9 protein-coding genes and 1 pseudogene are annotated in these 11373 nt (G+C 72.7%); 5 read left to right on the top strand and 5 right to left on the bottom strand.

What is annotated here, in order from left to right; all coding sequences use genetic code 11:
• Positions 1 to 56 precede the first annotated feature (56 nt).
• The 4 genes from JYK17_RS04465 (at position 57) to JYK17_RS04480 (ending at position 5939) form a co-directional block, all read left to right on the top strand.
• Positions 57 to 3236 (top strand): cytochrome P450, encoded by a 3180-nt coding sequence (locus JYK17_RS04465; RefSeq protein ID WP_222809798.1) that lies wholly within the window; start codon positions 57 to 59, stop codon positions 3234 to 3236.
• Positions 3237 to 3257: 21 nt separating this feature from the next.
• Positions 3258 to 4232 carry a phosphotransferase family protein gene (locus JYK17_RS04470; RefSeq protein WP_222809799.1) on the top strand — a complete coding sequence of 325 codons (975 nt, stop codon included), beginning with the start codon at positions 3258 to 3260 and terminating at the stop codon, positions 4230 to 4232.
• A 115-nt stretch (positions 4233 to 4347) separates the two neighbouring features.
• Positions 4348 to 5640, top strand: a complete 1293-nt coding sequence (locus tag JYK17_RS04475) for an ROK family transcriptional regulator (RefSeq protein ID WP_128801104.1) — start codon at positions 4348 to 4350, stop codon at positions 5638 to 5640.
• A gap of 68 nt (positions 5641 to 5708) precedes the next feature.
• Positions 5709 to 5939 (top strand): hypothetical protein, encoded by a 231-nt coding sequence (locus JYK17_RS04480; protein ID WP_222809800.1) that lies wholly within the window; start codon positions 5709 to 5711, stop codon positions 5937 to 5939.
• A 559-nt stretch (positions 5940 to 6498) separates the two neighbouring features.
• Here the strand turns inward: JYK17_RS04480 and JYK17_RS04485 are convergent.
• A complete protein-coding gene (locus JYK17_RS04485; protein WP_128801103.1) occupies positions 6499 to 7527 on the bottom strand; it encodes an SDR family oxidoreductase in 1029 nt (342 codons plus the stop codon).
• Positions 7528 to 7638: 111 nt separating this feature from the next.
• Between JYK17_RS04485 and JYK17_RS04490 the strand changes: the two are divergent.
• A pseudogene (locus tag JYK17_RS04490) lies at positions 7639 to 8172 on the top strand (M15 family metallopeptidase domain-containing protein).
• On the opposite strand, the gene JYK17_RS04495 reads toward JYK17_RS04490, so the two are convergent.
• From JYK17_RS04495 to JYK17_RS04510, 4 genes are all read right to left on the bottom strand, one after another.
• Positions 8169 to 9131, bottom strand: coding sequence for an SDR family NAD(P)-dependent oxidoreductase (locus tag JYK17_RS04495; RefSeq protein ID WP_108012491.1), 963 nt, complete (start codon positions 9129 to 9131; stop codon positions 8169 to 8171). The pseudogene JYK17_RS04490 and the gene JYK17_RS04495 overlap by 4 nt on opposite strands.
• 58 nt (positions 9132 to 9189) lie before the next feature.
• Positions 9190 to 9852 (bottom strand): HAD family hydrolase, encoded by a 663-nt coding sequence (locus JYK17_RS04500; RefSeq protein ID WP_222809801.1) that lies wholly within the window; start codon positions 9850 to 9852, stop codon positions 9190 to 9192.
• Positions 9853 to 9889: 37 nt separating this feature from the next.
• Positions 9890 to 10927 (bottom strand): PHP domain-containing protein, encoded by a 1038-nt coding sequence (locus tag JYK17_RS04505; RefSeq protein WP_222809802.1) that lies wholly within the window; start codon positions 10925 to 10927, stop codon positions 9890 to 9892.
• Positions 10928 to 11070: 143 nt separating this feature from the next.
• Positions 11071 to 11373: glycoside hydrolase family 16 protein (locus JYK17_RS04510; protein WP_222809803.1), on the bottom strand; the 303-nt coding region annotated here is incomplete at its 5' end.

An 11373-nucleotide genomic window follows, 5' to 3' on the forward strand; every position in this document is an offset into this window, starting at 1 on the left:
TGCTCGACCAGGCTTGAGCGCAGTACCTCCGTACCGCGAAAGGCAGTTGTCGCGCCATGCCCCCCACCGCGCTGCACCCCAGCACAGCAGACACCCTCCCCGGCGTCCCCGTCGTCGACATCACCTCGACCGGACCTGGCCGTACCCCCATCCAGCAGGTCATGGGCCTGATGCGCGAGCACGGGCCGGTGCTCGTACGGCGGCTGCACGGGCGCGAGGTGCTGTTCGTCTCCGACCTGGATCTGGTGGCCGACCTCGCCGACGAGCGGCGGTTCGCCAAGCACATCGGACCGGCCCTGGAGAACGTCCGGGAGTTCGCGGCCGACGGACTGTTCACCGCGTACAACGACGAGCCCAACTGGGCCCGGGCGCACGACATCCTGATGCCCGCCTTCGCGCTCGGCTCGATGCGCACCTACCACCCCGTGATGCTGAAGGTGGCGCGCAGGCTCATCGCGTCCTGGGACCGCGCCGCCGGTGCCGGGCGGCCGGTCGAAGTGCCCGAGGACATGACCCGGATGACCCTCGACACCATCGGACTCGCCGGATTCGGCTACGACTTCGGGTCCTTCGCACGGGACGAGCCCCACCCCTTCGTCGAGTCGATGGTCCGCTGCCTGGAGTGGAGCATGAACCGCCTGGCCCGCGTCCCCGGCCAGGACCACTCCTCGGCCGACGCGGCCTTCCGGGACGACGCCGCCTATCTGGCCCAGGTCGTCGACGACGTCATCGCCGCACGCACCGGCACCGAACAGGCGTACGCCGAGGACCTGTTGGGGCTGATGCTGACCGCACGGCACCCCGCCGACGGCGGCACCCTGGACGCCGCCAACATCCGCAACCAGGTCATCACCTTCCTGATCGCCGGTCACGAGACGACGTCCGGCGCGATGTCCTTCGCGCTCCACTACCTCGCCAAGCATCCGACCGTGCTGCGGCTCGTGCAGCGCGAGGCCGACGCCCTCTGGGGCGACGAACCCGACCCCGAACCGACCTACGACGAGGTCGGCAGGCTGACGTACACCCGCCAAGTCCTCAACGAGACACTGCGGTTGTGGCCCACGGCCGCCGCGTTCAGCCGGCACGCCGTCGAGGACACGCTGCTCGGCGGACGCATCCCGCTGCGCGCCGGACAGGCCGTCACCGTACTCGCCCCGATGCTGCACCGGCAGCCCGTGTGGGGCGACAACCCCGAGCTGTTCGACCCGTCGCGGTTCACCGCCGAGGCGGAGGCGGCGCGGCCGGTGCACGCGTTCAAGCCGTTCGGCACCGGCGAACGCGCCTGCATCGGGCGGCAGTTCGCGCTGCACGAGGCGACCATGCTGCTCGCCATGCTGGTCCACCGCTACCGGCTGCACGACCACGCCGACTACGCGCTCAGCGTGAAGGAGACCCTCACCCTCAAACCCGAGGGCTTCACGTTGAGGCTCACTCCCCGTACGGCCGCGGACCGCCGGCACACACCGCTTCCGGGTGCGACCGCCGAAGGACCCGCGAGCGCGCCGCACGCCGCGGATGCCCTCCCGGCCCGCGTCCGCCCCGGCACCGGCGTCCTGCTGCTGCACGGCAGCAACTACGGCACCTGCCGCGAGTTCGCCGCGGCACTCGCCGACGACGCCGCCGCGATCGGCTGCGCCACCGAGGTCGCGCCCCTGGACGACTACGCCGGCGCGCTGCCCACCGACCGGCCCGTCGTCATCGCCGCCGCCTCCTACAACGGCCGCCCCACCGACGACGCCGGCGCCTTCGCCGCCCGGCTGGAGGACACCCACGACCTGACGGACGTCAGCTACGCCGTCCTCGGCGTCGGCGACCGCAACTGGGCCGCCACCTACCAGCAGGTCCCCACCCGCTTCGACGAGCGTCTCGCCGAACTGGGCGCCACCCGCCTGGTCGACCGTGTCGCCGCCGACGCCTCGGGCGATCTGACCGGCGCCGTAAGGGAGTTCACGTCTCGGCTGCGCACCGCCCTGCTGGAGAAGTACGGCGACCCGGACGCCGCCGCCGAGGCCCCCGGAGAACCCACCGCGGCGTACGAGGTCCGCACCCTCACCGGCGGCCCCCTGGAGGCGCTCGCCGAACGGCACGGGCTCGTCCCGATGACGGTCACCGAGGCGTACGACCTCACGGCCCCCGGCCACCCCCGCCGCAAGCGCTACGTCCGCGTCGCGCTCCCCGACGGCACCGCCTACCGCACCGCCGACCACCTCACCGTGCTGCCGGCCAACGCCCCGGCCCTGGTCGACCGGGCCGCCGCCGCACTCGGCGTCGACCCCGCCGGCGTCCTGGACATCAGGGCCGCCCGCCCCCGACGCGACTCACTCGCCGTGGACCGGCCCCTGACGGTTCACCAACTCCTCACTCATCACGTCGAGTTGCAGGAGCACCCGACCGCCGCCCAGCTGGCCGCTCTCGCCGCCGCGAACCCCTGCCCGCCCGAGCGCACGGCCCTCGCGGCCCTCACCGGCGACGACCCGCGCACCCTCGTCGAGGTCATCGAGGACCACCCGGCCCTGCGCGGAGCCCTCGACTGGCAGCAGCTGCTGGAGATCCTCACCCCTTTGCGCCCCCGCCACTACTCCATCTCCTCCTCGCCCGCCGTCGACCCCGGCCACGCCGACCTGATGGTCTCCCTGCTGGAAGCCCCCGCACGCTCGGGCAAGGGCGTCTACCGGGGCACCGGATCCGGTCACCTGGCCGGTCTCGCACCGGGCGACACGGTGTACGCCCGGGTCCAGCCCTGCCGCGAAGCCTTCCGTATCGACGCACACGACGCCTCGACCCCCGTGATCATGATCGCGGCAGGCACCGGACTCGCCCCCTTCCGGGGAGCCGTGGCCGACCGCACGGCCGCCCTCGCCACGGGCGCCCGACTCGCCCCCGCGCTCTGCTACTTCGGCTGCGACGCGGCCGACGCCGACCTCCTGCACGCCGAGGAGCTCGGCGCCGCCCAGGCCGCGGGAGCCGTCTCGCTGCGCCCCGCGTTCAGCACCGAGGGGACCTTTGTGCAGCACCGCGTCGCCGCCGAGGGCGACGAGGTGTGGGAGCTGCTCGGCGCCGGGGCGCGGGTGTTCGTCTGCGGCGACGGTTCGCGAATGGCGCCCGGGGTCCGGGACGCCTTCCGTACGCTGTACCGAGATCGAACGCCCGGCACGGACACGGCGGCGGCCGACGCATGGCTCGACGCCCTGATCGCGGACGGACGTTACGTCGAGGACGTGTACGCGGCCGGCTGACCGAAGGGGGAGGGGCGGACGGTGGTGGACTCCTGGGAACGGGCCCGGCGCATCCTGGAGGGCTCGAAGATCCCACCCGAACGTCTCGCCGGGCTGCGCCTCCTGGACGGCGGGACGTACAACACGGTCGAGGAACTCCGGCTCACCGACGGCACCCGCTATGTGCTCAAGCTCGCCCCGGACGCGCCGGGGCTGAGCTACGAGCAACAACTGCTCGTCTCCGAGGCCGAGTTCTACCGCCGGGCCGCCGAGGCGGACGTACCCGCGCCGCGCCTCGTGTGCGTCGGGGGAGACGCCGAGGGGCGCCATCTGCTGATGACGGCCTGTCCGGGCGAGGCCTGGGGGTCCTGGCTCAGCGACGCCCAACGGGAGCTGCTGCGTGCGGAGTTGGGGCGGCAGGTGGCGCGACTGCACCGGGTGACCGGACCAGGCTTCGGCTATCCGTCCGGTGCGCTCGGCCCCCTCGCCCGCGACTGGCGGACCGCCTTTCGCGGGATGCTCGATGCCGTCCTCGACGACGCCCATCACTACCGGGCCACACTGCCCCGTCCCGCGGACGAGGTGGCCCACACCCTTCGCGCCGCGTACCCGGCGCTCGGCGAGGTCACCACTCCGAGCCTCGTCCACTTCGACCTGTGGCAGGGCAACATCCTGGTCGACCGCACGGCGGGGGAGCCCCGCATCGGCGGGCTCATCGACGGGGAGCGGATGTTCTGGGGCGATCCGCTGGCCGACTTCGTCTCGCTGGCGCTGCTCGGGGACATCAAGAAGGACGAGGCGTTCCTCGCGGGCTACCGCCAGGAGGGTGGACGGGCCGAGTTCGACACCCCGGCGCTGCTCCGTCTGGCCCTCTACCGCGCCTATCTCTACCTGATCATGCTCACCGAGACGATCCCGCGAAAGGCCGACGAGGAGCACACCCGTTGGGTGCAGGACGTGGTGGCGCCCGAACTCGTCGCCGCCCTCGACGAGATCGAGGAACTGGCCGTGTCCTGAGGGAGCATGACGTGAGGCGTCTTAGCTCACATCATGAACTAAGGGTAGGAGGAAGTCGCGCGGGGCCCGCGGTGGGAGGTATGTTGCAGGTCGAACAGGGTGCGAAGGGAGCCACATGGCTGCGGGGCGGAACGGACGCACGGTACGCGACCTCAGGCGGGCCAACCGCACGGTCGTGCTGCAGCGGCTCTACTTCGACGGACCCCTCAGCCGCTTCGAGCTCGGCCCGGCCACCGGACTCAGCTCCGGCTCGGTCAGCAACGTCGTCGCGGACCTGGTCGCGGACGGCCTGGTGGAGGAGGCGGGCAGCGTCGACTCCGACGGCGGCCGCCCGCGCACGCTGCTGCGGGTGGCGCCCGCCAGCGGCCACATGATCGGCGTCGACGTCGGCGAGACCCGCGTACGGATCGAGCTGTTCGACCTGACCCTGACCGAACTGGCCCGCGCCGAACGCCCCCTGGAGCAGCAGCGCTACGAGGTCGAGGTCATCGTCGGCCACATCCGCGACGGCATCACCGAGGTGCTCGCCGAGGCCGGCATCGACGCCGGGCAGCTCCTCGGCGTCGGCATCGGCGTCCCGGGCATCGTGGAGCGCACCGCGGACCGCGGCGCCGTCGTCCACGGCCAGACAATCGGCTGGAACGCCGTCGAGCTGGAGCATCTGCTCCGCTCCAGCTCCCAGCTCCCGGAGACGATCCCGTACTTCATCGACAACGGCGCCAAGACCCTCGGCCAGGCCGAGATGTGGTTCGGCGGCGGACGGGGCGCGCGCAACGCGGTCGTCGTGCTGTTCGGTTCCGGTGTCGGCGCCAGCCTCGTCACTCCCGAGGTCGAGCACGGTCGCGCGGTCGAGTGGGGCCATCTGACCGTACGGGTCAGGGGGCGCCGCTGCCGCTGCGGTGCCCTCGGCTGCCTGGAGGCGTACGCCGGTGCCGAGTCGCTGCTGGAGCGCTGGCGCGAGGAGGGCGGACGTCCGCCCGAGGGCGTCGACGAGGAGACGGCGCTGACGGCGATGCTGGCCGCGGCGTATCCCCTGGCCGGGGAGGAGCCGGACCCGGTCGCGCTGGCGGTGCTGGAGGAGACCGCCGAGTACCTGGGCGCCGGACTGTCCGACCTGATCAACCTGTTCCAGCCCGAGCGCATCCTCATCGGCGGATGGGCCGGGCTTCAGCTGGGCGCACGGTTCCTGCCCGCGGTACGCCGGTATGCGACGTCGTACGCGCTGCGGCATCCGGCCGAGCGAGTCACGGTCGAACTGGGGCGGCTCGGGCCGGACGCGGTGACCGTGGGGGCGGCGATCCTGCCCCTGGCGGACTTCTTCGCCCGCGGCGGACGTCGCCCGGAACCGGCCCCCGAGGGACCGGCGCCGGCCTGGCGGACGGCACTGCAGGAGCGGGCTCCGCACTGAGCGCGGAGTTTTGCTTCGGGCCCCGGGAGGTACTCGCGTGGCGCCCGACCCCACGAAGGGAGTGCGCCGTGGCCGATCGGCATCACACAGGCCAGGACGGGGAGCCCGTACCCAGGGATCTGCCGGACCAGCAGGTGCGCGAGGACGACGACCCGCTGGACATCCCACCACCGCCCACGGAGGAATCCGAGACGGACGACGTACCCGAGACCGACGAGGCCGGCACCGGCCGCAAGGACGGCCCGCGCCCGGCGACCGTGCACCCCGAGCACCCGGACCCGGACGAGTCCACCGCCTGACCGGGCCGGACGAGCCCTCCGCTGACCGGTCCGACGAGCCCTCCGCCTGACTGGGCCGGATGCGGCCGCCCTTGACCGGGCCGGATGCGGCCGCCCCTGATTGGGCCGAATGCGGCCGCCGCCTGACCGAGTCGCACGAGTCCTCCGCCTGACCCGGCCGGACGCGGCGCCGTCAGCCCACCTTGCGGCCCCGCATCGGCACGGTGTTCGCGCCCTCGCCCTGCTGGAGGCCCTGCAGGACCTCGCCCGAGCACCCGGACCCGGACGATTCCACCGCCTGACCGGGCCGGACGCGGCGCCGTCAGCCCACCTTGCGGCCCCGCATCGGCACGGTGTTCGCGCCCTCGCCCTGCTGGAGGCCCTGCAGGACCTCGCCCGAGCACCCGGACCCGGACGATTCCACCGCCTGACCGGGCCGGACGCGGCGCCGTCAGCCCACCTTGCGGCCCCGCATCGGCACGGTGTTCGCGCCCTCGCCCTGCTGGAGGCCCTGCAGGACCTCGCCCGAGCACCCGGACCCGGACGATTCCACCGCCTGACCGGGCCGGACGCGGCGCCGTCAGCCCACCTTGCGGCCCCGCATCGGCACGGTGTTCGCGCCCTCGCCCTGCTGGAGGCCCTGCAGGAACTCCTCCAGCACCTCGTTCGCTGTACGCTCCGGGCGCCAGCCCAGCTCCACCCGCGCACGTGTGCAGTCCATCAGCGGCAGCCGCAGCACCGCGTCGAACAGGTGAGGCGAGGCCGGCAGCAGATGCAGGCCCCACGCGGCGGCGATCGCCGAGCGGGCGGCGGCGCGTGGGAGCCGTACCGGACGCGTGCCCAGCATCTCGCCGAGCAGCTCCGCGTCGACCGGGGGCTCGGCCGCCAGATTGAAGGCGCCGCGCACCTCGGCCTCCAGCGCGAGGAGATACGCCCTCGCCGCGTCGTCGGTGTGCAGCGCCTGCACCCGCAGTCCGGGAATGTCGGGCAGGAACGGCAGCAGCTCCGGACGGGCCAGCGGGCCAGGCAGGAAACGGCCGCCGAAGATCCGGCGCTGCTCACTGGCGGACTGGCGCTTGAAGAGGAACGCGGGCCGCATCCTCACCACCCGTACCTCGGGATGCTCGCGCTCAAACAGGTCCAGGACGCGCTCCAGGTACGCCTTCTCCCGGGTGTAGGCGGCGTCCGGCCAGCCGTGCGTCGGCCAGGACTCGTTCACCGTGCGGTTCTTCGGCCCCGGTGAGTACGCACCCACCGACGAGGCGTGCACCAGCGTCGGCACCCGCGCCGCCGCCACCGCGTCGAACACCCGGATGCTGCCGAGCACATTGGTCCGCCACGTCGTCGCCGGATCGTGCGTCGGCTGGAACGCCCACGCCAGATGGATCACCGCGTCCGCGTCCGCGAACGTGTCGGCCAGATCCGACCGCTCGGACGCGATGTCCACCGGGGACCACTCGGTTCGCGCGGGCGACCAGTCCGGAATCCGCCGCGCCAGCCCCAGCACCGAGCCGACCTGCGAGTTCTCCGCGAGCTGACGCACCACACTGGTCCCGACATTCCCGGTGGCACCCGTGACCACGATCCTGCTGCCCGTTGCACTGCTCACCTTCGTCTCCTTCCGGCCACACGGTCGACAACCCCACCGCCCAGCGGCAGAGAGCCCACCGAGTACCCGAACCGACACCCGGACACGCGGCGACCAGGGGACGATCACGTCATGAGCGAGATCATCCTGATGTCCGACCCGCGGGTCGCCGCCGTGACGGTGAAGGAAAACGGCGAGCCCCCTGGTGGACGTACGCGACGTCCTGCTGGTCGACGACCGCAAGCACGAGGACTCCCAGGGGGCCGAGACCCTGCTGCGGCAGGCGTCGTGGACCGCCTCCTCGTCGCGCAGTCCCGGCTGCCCGACGGCCTGCGTCTGCTGTTCGTGGAGGGATACCGGACGCCGGCACTCCAGCGTCACTACTTCGAGCGGTACGCGGACGAGCTGCGGGCCGCGCATCCGGAGTGGCCGACGGAACGCGTCCGCACCGCCGCCACCCGCTACGTCTCCTCGCCCGACATAGCCCCGCACGGCGCCGGCGCGGCGGTCGATCTCACCCTCGCTGACGCGGACGGACGCGAACTCGATCTCGGCACGCCGATGAACACCGAGCGGTGGCACTGGTCGTACGGCGACCGGTACTGGGCGCTCATGAGGGGAACGGAGGCCGCCGTCTACGGCCCCAAGGAGCCCGGCAACTCCTAGGCGCCGAAAGCGTTCACCCCCGTCAAGCGGGCCGACAGTTCCCACAGGCGGGCCGCCTCTTCGGGGTCGGTCGCCCAGGGCTTGACGCCGGAGGTCTGGTTGCCGTCGACGGCGGGTTCGGCGATGTCGCAGTCCTCCAGGTAGACGCCGCCGAGGCCGTCGAGCTGGGGTGAGGTGGCCGCCCACACCTGGGTCGCCGCGCCCTGCTGCGGGGTTTTGAAGCCCGACGGGTTGAGCACGTTGCCGGCCTCGTCGATCCAGCCGCGCTCGATCATCTCCTCCTTGGGGATGTGCCGTTGGAGCGGCGTGATGATGCCGCCCGGGTGCAGCGAGAAGGCGCGTACGCCGGCGTCGCGGCCGAGCTTGTCGAGGTGGACGGCGAACAGGACGTTCGCGGTCTTGGCCTGGCCGTACGCCTGCCACTTGTCGTAGCCGGTCGTCCATTGGACGTCGTCCCAGCGCATGCCCGAGAAGTGGTGGGCGCGGGAGGAGACGGAGACGATCCGGGCGCCGCCGGGTGCGATGGCCGGCCACAGGCGGTTGACCAGGGCGAAGTGGCCGAGGTGGTTGGTGGCGAACTGCGCCTCCCAGCCGGGCCCCACCCGGGTCTCCGGGCAGGCCATGATCCCGGCACTGTCGATCATGATGTCGATGGTCCGCCCGGAGGCGAGGAACCGCTCCGCGAAGGCACGCACGCTGTCCTGGTCGCCGAGGTCCAGCTCGTCCACCTCGACGCCGTCGAGCCCCGCCAGCGCCTCCTCGGCGGTGGAGCGGCGGCGGGCGGGGACGACGACATGGGCGCCCGCCTTGGTGAGCGCGCGGGTCGCCTCCAGGCCGATGCCCGAGTAGCCGCCGGTGACGACGCCGAGCCTGCCCGTGAGGTCGATCCCCGCGAGGACGTCGTCCGCGGTGCTGGTGGCGCCGAAACCTGATCCGATCTTGTGCTGTGCAGTGCTCATGTCCGTAACGCTACGAATTCGAGTGCTCTCGAAGTCAAGTGGAAGACGGCGCCGCTGGTCAGCTCTGCCCCAGGGGACTGTCCTTCAGGCGCGCCAGCAGATCGGCCGGGTCGTCGTACACGGCCTGCGCGCCCGCCTCCTCCAGGTCCGCGCGCGGAATCCCGCCGCACAGCACACCCACGCAGCGCACCCCCGCCTTGCGGCCCGCCCGCATGTCCCACACGGTGTCGCCCACGAAGACCGCCCGGTCCGCGGGCACCCCGGCCAGCTCCAGGGCGTGTTCGACGGGTTCGGGCGCCGGCTTGCCCTCCTCGACGTCGTCGGCGCTCGCCGTGGCGGTGATCGAGTCGTCCGCGTCGATGGCGCGGCGCAGGGCCGACAGTTCGGGGCCGCTCGCGGAGGTGGCGAGGACCACCGTCCAGCCGTCGCGGTCGAGGCGCCGCAGCAGCTCGCCGGCGTCCCGCAGCGCGGGCAGCCGGTCGAAGTACTGGCCGTACAACGCCGTGTGCGCGGCGCTCAGTTCGGCGTCCTGGTCCTTGTCGCGCCGGTCGCCGAGCAGCCGCGCCACCAAATCCTCGGAGCCGAGCCCGACGGCCCGGTGGATGGCGTGCATCGGCACCGTGTGGCCGGCCTGGCGAAAGGCCTCCCACCAGGTCGCCACATGCAGATGATTGGTGTCGACAAGGGTCCCGTCGACGTCGAACACGGCCGCCCGTTCCATGCACACTCCCTGGTTCGCTCACCGTACGGGTACCACGTCAGGGCCCCGCCACTCCCTCCGGCGTACGCCGCTCCCGGGTCCACGCCAGCAACTCGTCCAGGGACCAGGTGGTCACCACGCGCTCGGCGGGCACCCCGCACTCCTCGGCCCGGGCGCAGCCGTTGATCTGCCAGTCGAGCTGCCCGGGCGCGTGCGCGTCCGTGTCGACCGAGAACAGCACGCCCGCTTCCACCGCGCGGCGCAGCAGCCGCCGCGGCGGGTCGAGCCGCTCCGGGCGGCTGTTGATCTCCAGTGCCGTACCGGTCTCCGCGCACGCGGCGAACACCGCGTCCGCGTCGAACTCCGACTCGGGCCGCCCGCGCCCGGTCACCAGCCGCCCCGTGCAGTGCCCCAGGACGTCCGAGTGCGGATTGCGTACGGCCGCCACCATGCGCCGGGTCATCGAGCGGGCGTCCATGCGCAGCTTGGAGTGCACGGACACCACCACGACGTCGAGCCGCTCCAGCAGCTCCGGCTCCTGGTCGAGCGAGCCGTCGTCGAGGATGTCGCACTCGATGCCGGTCAGCAGCCGGAACGGCGCCCAGGCCGCATTCAGCCCCGCCACCACGTCGAGCTGCTCCCGCAGTCGCTCGGGCGACAAGCCGCGCGCGACGGTCAGCCGTGGCGAGTGGTCGGTCAGCACCGCCCACTCGTGCCCGAGCTCGGCCGCGGTCCGCCCCATCTCCTCGATCGGGCTGCCCCCGTCCGACCAGTCGGAGTGCAGATGGCAGTCGCCGCGCAGCAGTGCCCGCAGCTCCGCCCCGGCCCCGGTGGGCGGGGCCCCGGCCTCGTCCTCCAGCTTGCGCAGATACTCCGGCACCTGCCCGGCCAGCGCCTCCCGCGCCACCTGGGCCGTCTTCGGGCCGACGCCCTTCAGCGACTCCAGGGACCCGTCGTCGGCCCGCTCACGGACCTTGCCCGCGGGCAGCGCCGCGAGGACGCGGGACGCCGTGCGGAAGGCGCGGACGCGATAGGTCGGCGCCAGGGACCGCTCCAGCAGGAAGGCGATCCGGTCCAGTGCCTCTACGGGATCCATGGTGACCTCCACGACCAGGGTTCCCCAGCGACGGGCGCACCGCACCGCGTGGACGGTCGATCGGGCGGCAGCGGACCCGGGCGCACGGCATGGAAAAGCCGAGCGGCACGCAGGACGTGCCGCTCGGCAGGGGACGGTCGGCGTCAGCTCGTCGTGACCGACACGGAGTCCACGATGAGTTGCTGGGGGAAGCTGGTGGAGGCGTCGGGGTCGCCGGGCCAGTAGCCGCCGACGGCGAGGTTGAGGATGAGGAAGAAGGGCTTGTTGAAGACCCAGGTCTTGCCGCCGAGGTCGGCGGGGGTGCGCTTTTGGTAGACGTTGCCGTCGACGGTCCAGGTGATGGAGTCGGGGGCCCAGTCGACGGCGAAGGTGTGGAAGTCGTCGGCGAAGGCCTGGCCGTTCGGCAGGGTGTAGGGGGCGCCGATGCCGCCGGAGCCGGAGTAGCC

The organism is Streptomyces plumbidurans, from assembly GCF_019857225.1.
Classification (GTDB): domain Bacteria; phylum Actinomycetota; class Actinomycetes; order Streptomycetales; family Streptomycetaceae; genus Streptomyces; species Streptomyces plumbidurans.

Coding starts and splice junctions, on each gene's coding strand:
- JYK17_RS04465 (WP_222809798.1), top strand. CDS start 57: ATGCCCCCCACCGCGCTGCACCCCAGCACAGCAGACACCCTCCCCGGC.
- JYK17_RS04475 (WP_128801104.1), top strand. CDS start 4,348: ATGGCTGCGGGGCGGAACGGACGCACGGTACGCGACCTCAGGCGGGCC.
- JYK17_RS04495 (WP_108012491.1), bottom strand. CDS start 9,131: ATGAGCACTGCACAGCACAAGATCGGATCAGGTTTCGGCGCCACCAGC.
- JYK17_RS04500 (WP_222809801.1), bottom strand. CDS start 9,852: ATGGAACGGGCGGCCGTGTTCGACGTCGACGGGACCCTTGTCGACACC.
- JYK17_RS04505 (WP_222809802.1), bottom strand. CDS start 10,927: ATGGATCCCGTAGAGGCACTGGACCGGATCGCCTTCCTGCTGGAGCGG.